The 15136-nt window shown below is 31.5% G+C and carries 15 protein-coding genes and 1 pseudogene; 12 read left to right on the top strand and 4 right to left on the bottom strand.

Annotation, left to right across the window (positions count from 1 at the left end):
- Positions 1 to 5: 5 nt before the first annotated feature.
- A complete protein-coding gene (locus J2Z35_RS01405) occupies positions 6 to 449 on the bottom strand; it encodes a MarR family winged helix-turn-helix transcriptional regulator (protein ID WP_209658617.1) in 444 nt (147 codons plus the stop codon).
- A 186-nt stretch (positions 450 to 635) separates the two neighbouring features.
- Here J2Z35_RS01405 and J2Z35_RS14750 point away from each other — a divergent pair, with 186 nt between their 5' ends.
- Complete coding sequence (locus J2Z35_RS14750) at positions 636 to 764, top strand: hypothetical protein (RefSeq protein WP_281063607.1); 129 nt, start codon at positions 636 to 638, stop codon at positions 762 to 764.
- Positions 736 to 1530 carry an NAD(+) synthase gene (nadE, locus tag J2Z35_RS01400; RefSeq protein ID WP_209658616.1) on the top strand — a complete coding sequence of 265 codons (795 nt, stop codon included), beginning with the start codon at positions 736 to 738 and terminating at the stop codon, positions 1528 to 1530. The genes J2Z35_RS14750 and nadE overlap by 29 nt, the downstream gene beginning before the upstream one ends.
- A gap of 58 nt (positions 1531 to 1588) precedes the next feature.
- On the opposite strand, the gene J2Z35_RS01395 is transcribed toward nadE, so the two are convergent.
- Positions 1589 to 3010, bottom strand: coding sequence for a sensor domain-containing diguanylate cyclase (locus J2Z35_RS01395; protein WP_209658614.1), 1422 nt, complete (start codon positions 3008 to 3010; stop codon positions 1589 to 1591).
- 227 nt (positions 3011 to 3237) lie between these two features.
- On the opposite strand from J2Z35_RS01395, the gene J2Z35_RS01390 reads away from it, so the two are divergent.
- From J2Z35_RS01390 to J2Z35_RS01345, 10 genes and pseudogenes are all read left to right on the top strand, one after another.
- Positions 3238 to 3957, top strand: a complete 720-nt coding sequence (locus tag J2Z35_RS01390) for an ABC transporter ATP-binding protein (protein ID WP_209658612.1) — start codon at positions 3238 to 3240, stop codon at positions 3955 to 3957.
- Entirely contained in the window at positions 3950 to 5545 is a 1596-nt protein-coding gene (locus J2Z35_RS01385; RefSeq protein WP_209658610.1) for a putative ABC transporter permease subunit, read from the top strand. The genes J2Z35_RS01390 and J2Z35_RS01385 overlap by 8 nt, the downstream gene beginning before the upstream one ends.
- 11 nt (positions 5546 to 5556) lie before the next feature.
- On the top strand, positions 5557 to 5949 hold the full coding sequence (locus J2Z35_RS01380; protein WP_209658608.1) for a GntR family transcriptional regulator: 393 nt from the start codon (positions 5557 to 5559) through the stop codon (positions 5947 to 5949).
- 1 nt (position 5950) lies between these two features.
- Positions 5951 to 7060: a DUF1648 domain-containing protein gene (locus tag J2Z35_RS01375; protein WP_209658606.1), complete on the top strand. Its 1110-nt coding sequence runs from the start codon at positions 5951 to 5953 to the stop codon at positions 7058 to 7060.
- 59 nt (positions 7061 to 7119) lie between these two features.
- Entirely contained in the window at positions 7120 to 7740 is a 621-nt protein-coding gene (locus tag J2Z35_RS01370; RefSeq protein ID WP_209658604.1) for a phosphatase PAP2 family protein, read from the top strand.
- A 63-nt stretch (positions 7741 to 7803) separates the two neighbouring features.
- Complete coding sequence (locus J2Z35_RS01365) at positions 7804 to 8874, top strand: EAL domain-containing protein (protein ID WP_209658602.1); 1071 nt, start codon at positions 7804 to 7806, stop codon at positions 8872 to 8874.
- A 57-nt stretch (positions 8875 to 8931) separates the two neighbouring features.
- The gene (locus tag J2Z35_RS01360) at positions 8932 to 9321 is read left to right on the top strand and encodes a hypothetical protein (protein WP_209658600.1); all 390 of its coding nucleotides are present in this window, start codon (positions 8932 to 8934) and stop codon (positions 9319 to 9321) included.
- A 12-nt stretch (positions 9322 to 9333) separates the two neighbouring features.
- Positions 9334 to 10215: pseudogene (locus J2Z35_RS01355) on the top strand (sigma 54-interacting transcriptional regulator); the annotation flags it as partial.
- Between the two features lie 145 nt (positions 10216 to 10360).
- Positions 10361 to 11533, top strand: coding sequence for an RNA-guided endonuclease InsQ/TnpB family protein (locus J2Z35_RS01350; RefSeq protein WP_209658596.1), 1173 nt, complete (start codon positions 10361 to 10363; stop codon positions 11531 to 11533).
- A gap of 82 nt (positions 11534 to 11615) precedes the next feature.
- Positions 11616 to 12002 (top strand): DUF871 domain-containing protein, encoded by a 387-nt coding sequence (locus J2Z35_RS01345; protein WP_330623314.1) that lies wholly within the window; start codon positions 11616 to 11618, stop codon positions 12000 to 12002.
- On the opposite strand, the gene J2Z35_RS01340 is transcribed toward J2Z35_RS01345, so the two are convergent.
- On the bottom strand, positions 11980 to 12786 hold the full coding sequence (locus tag J2Z35_RS01340; protein ID WP_209658592.1) for a prolipoprotein diacylglyceryl transferase family protein: 807 nt from the start codon (positions 12784 to 12786) through the stop codon (positions 11980 to 11982). The genes J2Z35_RS01345 and J2Z35_RS01340 overlap by 23 nt on opposite strands.
- Before the next feature lie 27 nt (positions 12787 to 12813).
- Entirely contained in the window at positions 12814 to 14958 is a 2145-nt protein-coding gene (locus J2Z35_RS01335; RefSeq protein ID WP_209658590.1) for a hypothetical protein, read from the bottom strand.
- Between the last annotated feature and the right edge of the window lie 178 nt (positions 14959 to 15136).

Genomic DNA, 15136 nt, shown 5'->3' with positions numbered 1-15136 from the left:
ACCTCCTAAGCTTCTTCAGTTCCCATATTTTTTTTCATCTTGTCAAAATATAAAAATAAGTTTTCCTTTTCCTGCTCTGTAAATCCTTCCATCAATTTATTTTCTATATCCTTTAAATCTTCTACTATGGCTTTATGCAAAGCTTTTGCTTTAGGAGTAAGAATCAGTTTCTTTAACCTTGCATCGCCTGCAACTGCTTCCCTTTCAATAAGCCCTTTTTGCTCCATAAGTGTAATAACCTTGGATATAGTGGAGCGAGTTATGGTGAATTTTTCTTCAAGGTCTTTTTGATATATATCCTTTCCTTCATTTTCAGCGAGGTAAGCTATAATCCAGCCGTTGGTACCTGTTATCTTCTTTGCATACTCAAAATGCTTAGAATTTTCGATATACCTTTTTATTAAATTATTTAAAGAGCGTAACTCCATTCCAATCGTTTTATCTTTCATTTTATCCTCCAGGGTGTAGATATAATTTTAATTAGTTCGATGTAAAACTGTTTGACGTCTAACATAATATCATTTCTTGCTTTATTTTGTCAATGTGATATAAAAGTGAGAAAGTAAAAAAAGAGGGTAATTATAAAAAATCATATTAAATATAAATATTTTTATTTATAATATGGAGGTGGAGAAATGCTTGTTGTCATTGACATGCAAAATGATTTTGTGGATCCTGAAAAGGGAATAATGTATGTTGAGAGAGCTGAAAAGTCTAAACATGGAGGTAAAGTAAATGAATTTATCGGGAAGTCAAATTATTGAAATCAAAAATGATTTAATCAGATGGATAAGAGAAACTATGGAAAATACAGGTGGCAAAAAAGCTGTTGTAGGTATATCTGGAGGAAAGGATAGCTCTGTTGTAGCAGCTCTTTGTGTAGAAGCTTTAGGAAAAGACAATGTTTTTGGAATATTAATGCCCGATGGAGAGCAAAATGATATTGATTATGCCTACGGGCTATGTAAATTTTTAGGAATTAAGCATCAAGAGGTCTCAATAAAGCCAATGACAGATGCCTTCAGAAACTCTCTAAATGAGATAAAAGGGGATTTAATAGAGGATGTATCTAAGCAAACTACTCTGAATCTTCCACCAAGGGTAAGGATGACACTACTTTATGCGATTTCCCAATCAATAGCCGAAAGTAGAGTGATTAATACAAGTAATCTTTCTGAGGATTGGGTAGGCTATGCTACTATATATGGAGATACTGCAGGTGCTTTTTCTCCACTAGGTATGCTTACATCAGATGAAATCATACAAATAGGTAGAGTGCTTAATATACCTGAAAAATATATTATAAAACCACCTGCAGATGGGCTTACGGGGAAAACAGATGAAGATGTATTAGGATTTTCATATAAAGAGCTAAATCAGTATATAAGAGAAGGAACTGCAGAGGGAAATTTAAAGGAAAAAATAGATAAAATGCACAGATTAAGTGCATTTAAATTAGAACCAATCCCTATGTTTGACCCAAAGCTCTCAATCAAAGCCGAAGATGATACTGATATATATAAAGGATAGATTTTCAGTATTTTACGCTATAAAAAGCCTTATCTCACAAGTTTATGAGATAAGGCTTTTAAGCATTAATGACTATATTTCGTCCACTTCCTTTAGCAAAATAAAGAGCTTTATCCACCTCACTAAGTAGATGATTAGGAGGAAGACTGGTCTTATTGTTGAACGTAGCTACACCAATACTTACAGTGACAAAATCCGATACTTCAGATAAAGGATTAGGTATTTCAAGTGATTCTATATTGTTTTTAAGTTTATTTGCAATCTTAAAGGCTGCACGATTGCTAGTATCAGGGAGTAAAATTACAAACTCTTCTCCTCCGTATCTTGCCACTAAATCAGTACCCCTTTTAACGCTTTTTTTCAAAAGCTTAGAAATTATTTTTAAACATTCGTCTCCCTCTAAATGACCAAATGTATCGTTATATTGTTTAAAGAAATCCACATCAATCATTATTATGGAAAGCTCTATATTACATCTTTTCATTCTCGAATACTCATAACATATCCTATCTTCCAAATAACGTCTATTAGAAAGGCCGGTCATAGAATCAGTTAGTGAATTTTTTTCTGCAATTTCCTTTTCTCTTCTAAGTTGAGAAGCTAGATCACGAGCTGCAAATTCAGCTTTTTTCTGATCAGAAATATCGATAACACTCGTCCTGATTCCTTTAAATATCTGATTTTCATCATAAACAGGTCTCCAAGATAGCAAGACCCATCTTTCACCAGAAATTTTATGATTAATTTTAAATTCTTCTTTTCCGCACTCATCTTTTGAAAGTTCATTTACAAATCTTTTAGTGATATTGCATTTGTACCTAGGAATTACTATATGCCTCATAATATCATTGATTTCAAATGTTTCATCTACATCATAGCCAGTGATTTCCTTAACCATATCATTAGTCCAAAGCAGCCAGCCATGTTCATCGTACCAAGCCTCCCAACTTGCAGAGGATAGGGCAATAGCCTTATACTTTTGTTCACTTTCAATCAATCTGCTCTCAGTTTTTTTAAGCTCTGTAATATCTCTTATTATTGAAACTATATATTGTTCACAGTCTAAAGTTAAGATATTTGAAGAAACGCTACCTAAAAAAATTGTCCTATCTTTTGTATAAAAATACTCTTCAAAATTTTGTATGGCAGTATTATTTCTCAGTTGATTTATAAATCTATTTCGAGACAAATTATTTGTCCAAATATTTAACTCTAAAGATGTCCTCCCAATTATTTCGTCTTTTGTATATTTGGTAGTATCTAAAAATTTTTTATTGGCAAGGATAATTTTACCGTCACTGAATCTTGTTACCACTATAGAATCTGGGCTAGCTTCTAAAATAGTAAAAAACTTAGATCTCTCTTTTTTTATTAAATCTGTAAGGTTTCCATTTCTTTTTTTTATATAGAGAAAAACAAAAGAATGAAAACCAAAGATTATAATAATTAAGAATATCAAATCATAAAAATCTATATTCATTTTGCTCCCCCTGTCTTCACAGTAAGAGTGCTTACTATGAAAGCAAAATAAAAAACCAAAATTAATGGATATTTAAACTATATTATAGCATAAAAAATTAAGCATAAAGTACTATAAAATATAATAAAAATAAAAAATATTGAAACTAACTTATATCTGTTATATATTATATATAACAGATATAAGTGTTAATAGAATAAATTCATGAATATAAAGAGGTGAACGTCATGCTTGTATTAAAAGATGTATCAAAATCCTATGATAAGCAAAAAAATGTGGTAGAAAATATATCACTAGAGGTTAAAAAAGGAGAGATAATGGGTTTTATTGGACCAAATGGGGCTGGTAAGACCACAACTATAAAAATGATTACAGGGATACTGTCTCCAAGTTCTGGTATCATTAAAGTCAATGGCTTTGATATTTCAAAATCACCAGTAGAGGCAAAGGGAAGCTTTACCTATGTTCCTGATTATCCTGCTATATTTGATTCAATTAAGGGAATAGATTATCTAAACTTTATAGGGGATATGTATGATGTGTCTGTAGAGATGAGGAAGGAAAGGATTGAAAAATTCACAAAGGAATTTCAAATTTATGATGCTTTAACACAACCCGTAAATTCATATTCTCACGGTATGAAGCAAAAACTCATTATATCAGGGGCACTTCTTCCAAAACCTGAAATTTTTATACTTGATGAGCCTATGGTAGGTCTTGACCCATACTCTGCAAAAATTTTAAAGGATTTAATGAAAGAGCACTGTGATAATGGAGGGACTGTATTTTTTTCATCCCATGGGTTAGAGGTTGTGGAAAATATCTGTGATAGAGTGGCAATTATTCACAAAGGAAAGCTTATAGTTTGTGATACTGTAGAAAATATTAAAAAAAGTGATGATACTACCCTTGAAAAAGTATTTTTGGAGATGACAAAAGATGAATAAATTTATTGCACTTACTAAAATTCAGATAAAGGATTTTTTAAGCAAGTATACTCAAAGTGCCAATGTGAAAAATAAATGGCTTTCTTTGATAATTATTCTAATACCAGTATTATTAATCATACCTGCATTTCAAATTGTAAAGAAGGTAAATGAAGTATTTTTAGTTATAAATCAAGGGGAGCTTACAATAACCTATATGTATATAGGGACTGTGATGATGATGTTTTTTGCATGTATCCCTTTTATTATATCTGTATTCTTTTACTCCAAGGACCTCAAATTTCTGGCAACCCTTCCAGTAAAAGCCGATTTTATTGTTTTTTCTAAACTTGCGGCAGTATACATCTATCTTTTTATGATTGGAACTTTTTTCCTTGGAACTTCAATTATCGTACATATCTTAGGGACAGGGATAGATATTTATGTTATATTTACAGGAATAATGGCTGTTTTTATGGCTCCTATTTTGCCAATGATTTTAGCAACCCTTATAATTATTCCTTTTATGTCCTTTGTTGGAGGAAGCAAAAAAAGAAATATCCTTGCAATAGCTGGAAATATAATGCTACTAACAGGGATTATTTTTATCCAGCTTTTGATTGCTAAAATGGAGATGAGTCCTGAGACTCTAAATCAAATGCTTTTACAGGAAGATGGAATACTTAGATTAATTGGAAGAAGCTTCCCACCTAGTATTTGGCTTACTAAGATGATTACAGGGTCATTAATAGACGCAGCGTTATTTATCCTTCTAAACGCAGGTTTTTTTTATCTTCTAAAAATAATAGCAAGGCATATATATATGAAGGGTCTTTTAGCTTTTAATGAGGAAGGCTCAGGGATAAAAAGCAGAGGTAAGATTTATTATAAAAAACGAAGTAAAGGATTACAGCTAATCAAAAGACATATTGGAATAATATTTGGAACTCCAGTATTTTTGTTAAACTCAGTTCTTATAATGTTTTTACCAATAATAATGTTTTTTATGCTGTCTTTTACTGGAGAGCTATCAAATGAGATACTCTCATCACCATATTTCTCTTCATATATTGTGTATATATATGCTGGGATAATTACAACTCCTGCTATTGTTGGGAGTCTTTCAGCTACAGTAATTTCAAGAGAAGGAAAAAGCTTTTGGGAAACTAGAGTTATGCCGATTTCTGGAAAAGATAATATTAGGTATAGAGTATATTCAACCCTTATAATCACTTTTTTTGCTTCTATTCTTCTTGGAATTACAGCGGGAGTATACCTAAATATAAATATTGAGACCGCTTTAAATGCTTTTGTATTTTGCATAGTTGCTACTTTGTTTTTATCTACGGTAGATATATTTATAAATATTGAAAGACCTTCTTTAAACTGGCTTAGCCCTACGGCAGCAGTAAAAAATAATCTAAATGTACTTCTTTCACTAGTTATTAGAGCTATAGTTATTGGAGGGTTTTATCTTTTATATAGAGGTATATCAGATAAACTTTCCAATGTTATTCTTTTTTTCAGCTTTATTCTTTTTATTTTATATATTATCTCAAGCTATATTTTATATAAATTTTATCCAAAAAAATTTGAAGAGATTAAATAAAGGGGGATACCATGCTTTTATATATACAGTTTGACTCAGAAGTCCCTATATATCAGCAAATAAAAAATCAAATAATAAGGGCTATTGCATCTGGAGAGCTAAAGCTAGGTGAAGACTTGCCATCAGTAAGACAACTTGCTGCAGATATTGGAATCAACTTTCATACAGTAAACAAGGTATACAACCAGCTAAAACAAGAGGGCTGGGTTGTGATTCATAGGAAAAGTGGAGTGATGATTAACCCAGATTTAAAGGCCGAAAAAACAAAGGAGTATATAGAATATCTTGATGAAATCATTAAAAATATCTCGGCTGAAGCATATCTAAGAGGGGTATCAAAAGAAGAATTCATGAATATTGTTGAAAAAAATTACGATAGCTATAATGTAATAAAGGGGGACTAAGATGTTTGTATATATTTTTTTAATTAACTTGCTAACAATATATATCCCCCTTATTTTACTGGGTCTACTCATGCCAAAATTCATTAGAAAAACCTTGTTATTTGGAGTGGTTATTCCTGAAAAAGTAAATAATGAACAAGAAGTAATAGATCTTAAAAATCTCTATAAAAGAAATTTTATCTATAGTTCTGTGGGATTTTCAATAATTATAAATAGTACAGCTTTTATTACAAAAAATTATAATCTACAGATGATGGGTATATTTTTACTACTGGCTATTTTGTGGGTAAATTATATCTATGTTCATAAAAAAGCTAAAGAATTAAAAAAAGCCAAGGGATGGACTCTAAGTAAGAAACAAATGGTAGTTGTAAATACATCAAAAAAACCAGATATTAAATTCATATCACCTTATTTATTTATGCTTCCGCTTTTAGTTTCTATTACTACATTGATGATTACTTTTTTTAATTATGAAAGCTTACCTAATCAGATACCAATAAACTTTGATTTTACAGGAAATCCTACAACCTATGGAGAAAAAGGGTTTTTAACAGCCTATTCAATACCTATAAATCAAATTGGTATGACAGGTCTTTTTTTTGGAATATATAAAATGATAGTGAGAGTAAAGCCTAATATTCAAGCGACAAAGCCTAAAACATCTTTAAAACAAAATCTAATTGCAAAAAATTACTGGGCTAAATATATAGCTTTTTTAATAATACTACTTACACTTCATTTTATGTATATGCAGCTTGTAATAATTGGAATTTTTAATCAGGGGAATAAATTCCATATATTCGCAAATGTTCTTGTGACTCTCAGCCCAATGATAGGAGCTATTTATGTGGCATTTAAAACCGGCCAAAGTGGTAGCAGGATCAAAATAGATGAACACGAAGAGGTAAGCGATAAAATAATTGATAGGGATGATGATAATTTCTGGAAATTTGGAACCTTTTATTATAATAAAGATGATTCGAGCATATTTGTAGAAAAGAGATTTGGAATAGGATGGACTATTAATTTTGGACATCCCATAGGAATCATCATAACAGCTATACTTCTTATTTTAATTTTAGGAAGCTTTTTCTTTTCAATGAACTAAAACTAAAAAAGTTAAAGAAATATATGGCATTTTGCAAAATATTAAAGTGAGGCATAAAAATGGATACTACATTAATTGCAGCAGGAATTAACGAAATTTTTTATAGGTTTGATTATACTATACTTAATATACTTCATGAACTGGCAGTAGCTACGAAGAATTCTCTAACCCCCTTCTTTACATTTATAAGTATGACTGGAGACTATGGAGTGGGTTTGATTTTAATAGGACTAATAATGATATTATTTAGAAAGACAAGAAAAGCTGGAATAGCAGTTTTATTGGGAATGGCTTTAGGAGCCATTTTGACAAATATAATATTAAAGCCCTTAATTTCAAGACCTAGGCCGTATGAAGATATAAGTAGTATCTATCATACATGGTGGGAGTATGTTGGGGGCAGATATTACTATGGCCATGCATTTCCATCAGGTCATACTACAGCGGCTATGGCAATGATGAGTGCTATATTTTTAAGCTTTAACAAAAAATATAGTTTTATAGGTTTTTTATTTGTAATCCTTATGGGAGTTTCTAGAAACTATCTTATGGTTCATTATCCATCGGATATACTCGGCGGAATACTTATAGGAGGGTTTGCAGGGTATGCTGGTGTTTTTTCAGCCAAATGGATATATATAAAGGCAAAAGGAACGAGATTTGAAAAGAAGCTTAGTTAATAGGCATGGATAAAAAAACTATAATATAGATAAAAATACAGTAATATTTTAGGGGGTATAAAATTGAATTGTGACCGCTGCTCAAAAATCCCAATATTTGAAGATTTATCAGTTTGTATATTAGTACCTACAGAGCATCATATTGATCCAGTGAAAAATTCTCTTTTACTTAAAAATATAAATTTCAAACTAGTTAATGATATTTTTTTAGTAGAAGAAGAGAATTTAGAAAAAATTATAAATCTATTTTTAGAAATGAATCTTAGTTGTATTGAAAAAAGAGATATAAAGCTAATGCCTTTGTCTGAAAAAAATGAAATAAAATATGAAAATCTCAAAAAATTAAAGTCCCTTCAGTACTATATAGATTTTTTTTCAGGAAAAGATATACTCTATGTACTTGATAAATCTAGTATAAAAACATTTTTCCAACCTATAATAAGTGCAAATACGGGTGAGATATATGGATATGAAGCACTTTCAAGAGGGATAAGAGAAGATGGGAGTATAATTCCTCCAAATGAACTTTTTAGTAAAGCCAGAAATATGGATTTATTGTTCTTTTTAGATAGATTATGTAGAGAAACCGTAATTAAAAATGCGGCTAAGCAAAATATAAGTAAAAAAGTATTTATAAACTTCATACCTACATCTATTTATGACCCTGAGAAGTGCTTGAAATCCACTGATGAAGCATTAACAAAATATAGACTAGATCCTAAAAATATAGTATTTGAAGTGGTAGAAACAGATTATATCGAAGATTATCCTCATCTGAATAACATTCTTTCCTACTATAAAGGTAAAGGATATTCTACAGCTTTTGATGATATAGGAAGTGGGTACTCAGATATAAATGCTCTTCTAGCTCTGAATCCGAAGTATATGAAGATAGATATGAGCCTGATTAAAAATATAGATAAACAACCAAAAAAACAAGAAAAAGTAGTAAATTATATAAAAGTAGCAAAAGAAAATAATATAATAGCTCTAGCAGAAGGAATAGAGAGAAAAGAAGAGGCTGATGTACTCATTGAAATGGGAATAGATTTGCTTCAAGGGTATTATTATGGGAAACCTTGTGAAATACCTCAGACGACTGTGGCTATAGAAACTAAGTTATTTAACAAATAATAAAGCATTGAAATATTCTTTTATCTAATCAAAGTCTCTAAGTGTGAGGTGTTTATTATGAATAAAAAATATGAGGTACTAGAAAAACTAGAAAAAATTTTTGAAAAAGAAAGCCATGTGAACGCCAAGCTTTTAGGAGATTTTTTAAAAATTGATCGGTCTACTGCAAGTAGGTATTTAAATGACCTTGTAAAAGAGGGATATCTAGAAAAAATACTTACTAGGCCTGTTCAGTATAAACCAGCATTAGATAAAAGTATAAGATTTGAGGAAAATATAAAATCAAATGAAAAATCGGTGGCAGTAGACATCAAAATTTCTAAACTAAAAGAAAGCTCTTTTAAAAGCTTAATTGGAGAAAATGATAGCCTTTTGCAAGCTGTCCAAAAGGCAAAATCAGCTATCTTGTATCCACCAAATGGACTACACACTTTAATACTTGGATAGACAGGGGCCGGAAAGTCGTATTTTGCAGAAAAAATGCATGAGTACGCAATAGCCTCTAAAGTAAAGCCCTCAAATGCACCTTTTGTAACCCTCAACTGTGCGGACTACTCAGACAACCCTCAGCTACTCTTAGCTCAGATATTTGGGTCAAAAAAAGGCTCATATACTGGAGCTGAGAAAGATAAGGAAGGGCTTTTAAAAGTCAGTAATGGCGGAATATTATTTTTGGATGAAGTCCATAGGCTATCCCATCAAGGACAGGAGATGCTATTTACATATATAGACAATGGAATATATAGAGAGCTTGGCAGCGTTTCTAATGTAGAGGGAGTAAAGGTTCAAATCATAGCGGCGACTACAGAAGAACCAGATTCTTTTTTACTGGATACATTTAGAAGACGGATTCCAATGGTTATTGAGCTGCCTCCTCTTTCAAGGAGAAGCTTTTCTGAGAGATATGAGCTTATAAGCTACTTCATTGTTCAAGAATCAAAAAGGATTTCAAAGGCAATATACTTTTCAAGAAATGCACTGATTAGTTTTTTGATGTATCAATGTAAAAATAATATAGGTCAGCTAAAATCAGATATCCAGCTCTCATGCGCGAAAGGTTTTTTAAACTTTATGGCAAATGAAGAAAGCTATATAAAAGTGAGAAGTAAAGAAATCCCAGATATAGTAAAAAAAGGACTTTTTAGTTATAAGGACAATAGAGATTTAATTGACAGGCTGATTCCAATGGAAAAAGAGTTAATAAAATTTCATTATGAAGAATATCCTCAGATTAAAGCCAGATATTTAGATGAAGATAAATCCCATACAGAAAATTTAAAGGAGATTGTTGGGAAAAAGTTTTTAGATTTAACAGAATTTAGGCAATTCATCCCCCACTGAGTTTTTTCTTAAATTCAGTGGCGGGATGGATTGCTTTTTTGTCTTAAAACAAAAAAATAATTAAGAATCCAGTTTTTTGTGTGAAATATTTGGGTAGATATAGAAGAACATATGTTTTGTGAATCTGAGAGAAAGGAGGACTAAAATGATTAGGTGCCTTAAAACTGAGTTTTTTACAACTAAGATCAATCTAGATAGACTATTTGAGTGTAATCGTATTTCAGCTGAGATATATAACAGCTGCCTTAAAATAGCTAAAGAGTACTCACTTGCAAATAATGGTAAGTGGATAGGTAAAACTCAACTTCAAAAGGAACTAAAAGATAAATATCCCCTTCATAGTCAATCAGTACAAGCTGTTTGTCATAAGTATCTATTTTCAAGAGACGCTGCATTTAAAGCAAGAAAGGCTGGCCTTAAAAGTAAATATCCATACAAGAAAAAGAAAAACTTCAATACTAAATGGGTGGATAAAGCCTTTACAGTTCATCTAAATGGAAAGATAACTTTATCTATGGGCACAGGAAATGGCAAAAGAAGGGAGCATATTACAATACGGGTAAAAAACCTTCCAGCTCATGATATTAAAGAAATAGAGCTTATCTATGACAGAAAGCTTATGGTTTCAATAACATATGATGATGAAGCAGTTATAAGTCCAAATACTGGAGATAATATCTGCAGTATTGACCTTGGAGAAATCCATACAATTGCTGCCTATACTAAAAGTGAAAACGCCCTAATTATAACTGGCAGAAAGATGAGGTCAGTAAATAGGCTAAGAAACAAAAAGTTGGCTGAGCTTCAAAGACTTATGAGTAAATGCAAGAAGGGCTCTAAGCAGTATAAAAAGTACAATAAAGCTAAGAGATACATTTTGTCAAAATCAGAGGCTCAAATTAAAGACATCCTTCATAAAACAACTAAAAGCTTTGTAGATTTTGCTGTAAATGAAGGAGTTAAAGAAGTTGTCATTGGTAAGGTTGAAGGGGTCCAAAGAAACACAAAGGGCAAAAATACAAAAAAGGTAAACCAAAAACTATCCAATTGGAACTTTGGAAAGCTAAAGGATTACCTTAAATATAAGCTAGAAAGCAGTGACATAACTATTAATGAGATAGATGAAAGCTATACAAGTCAAACATGTCCTGTTTGCAGTAGAAGAAAAAAGGTTTCTACTAGAAATTACAAATGCAGTTGCAGTTATACAGCTCATAGAGATATCCATGGTGCTAGAAACATACTATCTAAGCATTTGTATAAAGACATTAGATACATTGGAGATATCAAAGAAACAAAGTATCTACGGATAGCGTAAGCTAAAAGTAGTAGATGGCGTGTTCCCGCCCACTTAAACAGTGTTGCCTATTTAGAAAGCTTAGTATATTCACATGCCTTGCATGAAACAAAGAAGCAAACCTTCTTTACTCTTGAAATACCTAGCTTTTAATGATAGGAAACCCCCACTGAGCTACTGCATCAGTGGTGGGAGGTTCATTAGAGGAGATGTATCTAGCTATATGATTAGGTCGACTCAGAGCAGGGTGAAGTACAAGGACTATACTTTTGAACTAATAAACCCCAAGCCAGTTATTGAAAAAGGAGATATAATCATTGAATCAAAGGAATATACTAGGTATTCTGGAGAGCTTCAAGTCGCACTAAATCAGATGAAGAACTCAGGAAAATCAAGTATAGTGGGGAGAGTCTTAGAGGAAGAAATATATCTCCTTGATGAAATAAGGCCTTGGCAAAAATTCAAATTTATAGAATCTTGTGTTTTTTAAAATGAATTTTGATTAGCATACGAAAGGTATATACAATAATAAGAGTATAAAGTGTTGGATAAAACCAAAGCTTAATAAAATCCGAATAGGGAAGCTGTCTATAAAATATTACTATAAATCTTAAAAAGCTAAAAAGCATGGCAGAAAGTAGAAAAGTTTCACCCTGTAAAAGCTTTTTTCTAAGAAGAAATAAGATTATAATTATTAATAGAGCTCCGATACCTTCCATTAACTGAGCCGGATAAACCCTCATAGATATATTTCCAAATAAGGAGGAAGCAAATGTATTTTGGGAGAGTCTAGCTTGCTCTTTTATAGGTAGTGGTATAGAAAACCAAGAATCTGTAATCTTTCCATAGCAGCATCCATTTAAAAGGCAACCGATTTTCATTATAAAAAAGCTAATCAGAAAGCAAGGGGACAATTTATCCAATACATCATAATAATCAAGGTGTAATTTTTTTATTAGTAGTAACAAAACTAAAAAACTAAAAATGATTCCACCATAGAGAGAAAAATAAGCTAATCTGAATGTAAAAAAAGAAATTCCAATTTCACTATAAGTCTTGTATTGTATAGCGTAGTTTAAGGCTCTAGCGCCAAATAAAAAACTAAAAGTTATAATCATATAGATTAGCAAAATGGCCTTTAGAGAAAGACCATTTTGCTTTAAAACTTTAAAGGATAAAAGAAACCCTGTTACTATACTTAAAAAAATAAATATATCATAGGTTTTTAGAGTTATTAATCTTTGTAATATAGTAAATTCAACTGATGGTAACATAAAAGCACCTCGTGGCAGTCTCTATTGTTAGTATTTTTGACCTGTTAAAGTAAAAGGAAGAGAAAACTTGGAACCATCATCGTTTACTCCAGAGATAGTTGATTTTGTAACAAAACTTATATTACCATCGCTTCCTTTCTTTATTTCAAAATTAAAAGGAAATTCAGCGCCTTCCATAAATACAGTAGAGCTCAAAACGCCATCTTTATAAGTGGCAGTTGAATTTACGGGAGGTTCAGGGTCTATATCAAGAGACTCACCGCTTGAGATATTTACTCCACTTACTACACCAAATACTAAAGTAGCATTATTTTCATCTATCTTTTGAATTTCAAATTTACATTTAAGCTTAGCTGTTTTAAAAAGTCTAACTATCTCTTCGTTTAGATCACATTCCCCTTCTTCGTTTGAAGGATTCTCAGATACTACTACATCTGGGAATGTCATATAGACATTTTCCCAGTTGCCTGTAATTTCATCCATAGTAGGATGCATTTCCTTTAAATTGATCTGCATATTTGGAAAACTTACAATAAAGCTAAATTCTTTTTCGGGTGCATCCGTATCTGGATTAGCATCTGGTTTATATAAAAATAGTTTATCAGGAGCACCTGATTGTATATGACCAAGGGCTGTAAATCTAGTTTGAACTGTTCCATCACTTTTTATTGTTCCGGTCCAAGAACTTGCATTTGCTGTATCATTTAAAGGTCCAAACCTTACAATATAACCATCGTAAGTTGCCTTTTCATCAGGCTTTAAATTTTCAGTTATTAAAACTGTAGTTACTTGATTTAGATAATTTCTTAAGTTAAGAAGTTCTTTAGAATACTCATCCATTAGCTTCCATCTTATATTTCTTTCGAGTACATCAAAAACAGGCTCTTGTAGATCTTTTACAAGTTGTGCTTTATGAGCATTACTGATATCTCTTTTCAGAGCTTCGTTTAGCCCTCCTCCGCCACTAAATCCTGTTTTTTGAACCTCAGATTGCCAAAAAGCTTGATCTACTTCATCTAGTCTCCAAAAAGCATTTATATAAGAATCCAGCTCATCATTGATAGCATCTTTTAAGAAATTAGGATCTTTGCTACTATCACTTTTTTCCCATAGAGAATAGATTGTTCTATACCAATCTGGAGCAGATCTTTTATTTTCCCTCTGATAATAAAGGTTATATGCACTATACCAGATTTCATTTCTACCATCCCATGCACTAGCTGCAAATTTGCTGAGTGAGTAATCTATTGCATAAACTCCAACAAAGCCTAACTGAAGAGCATTATAGCCCCATTTCCCAACAGAAAAATAAGATAAGTTTTTAGTAAGATTAGAAAAAAGTGCGGCATCTTTCCCACTACTAAAATCATAAGCGGCCTGAACCATAGCAGCAGCTAATCCAACATTATTAAAGGCATTTCCAAGACCTTCAGCAAATTCAGATACATAAAGAACTTGAGTTATAGTAGTTAAAGTTGCACCACTTATACCTAGCCAATCAGATACAGCTCCTTGACCTAGCTCAAAAGCCTTTTGACCCGGACTCATATTGTTGTTCATAGCCTCATTAATTACATCTTCAAATACACCTGAAACTCCACTTGGAAGAGTAGGGTAAGAATTGACTTTAACTATCTGGGCAGCTCTAGTATTTTCATTTCTAACAGTAAAAATACTATAAGTAGATAGATGGTTAGTAAATATTCTAACTTTTTTATTATTCTCATCTATCTCAAAAGGGATAGGTGTCCACTCCTGTAAGGATTCATCAAAGTACATAGCCCCAACATTTTTAGAAGGGCTCCCAACTTCTATAAAATCCTCATCATAGGGTATTTCTATGTCTATTAATCCCGTAAATGAATTTATTTCAGGAGTTTTTATTTCAAAGGCTTTTATTAATACATCTTCCTTTGTCACATCCTCATCGTATATATTTTGAGGCTCTACTTTCTCTACAGTTACAGTTGATTCTGCCTGAATATCATATGATGTAAATATAATATCTATACCATCACCATTTACAACGGGATTGTCAGACGTTATCTTAAACTCTTGTCTTGTATTATTGCTAGAGTTGTTATTGTAAACATTATTACTAGAACAGCCAATACTCATATTTCCTAAAATAATAAAAAATAAAATAAAAGAAATGCTCCTTTTTTTATTCATATAAGTCCCCCCCCTAAAAAACTTCAAACCCATAATATAATTCTGAAGTTATAGTATTTGTACCTAGATAAAAAAACTATATGCCTATATAATAAGATTTTTAAATATAGATTTTTTTATTGAATCACTAAAAAAATCTCACTAGCAAGGAAGTAATATTCCAGCCAAGTGAGACTTT

The sequence above is a fragment of the Acetoanaerobium pronyense genome (assembly GCF_017874355.1).
GTDB classification, from domain to species: Bacteria; Bacillota; Clostridia; order Peptostreptococcales; family Filifactoraceae; genus Acetoanaerobium; species Acetoanaerobium pronyense.
The sequence above is the reverse complement of the archived record's forward strand: the minus strand, read 5'-3'. Positions and strand labels throughout refer to the sequence as shown.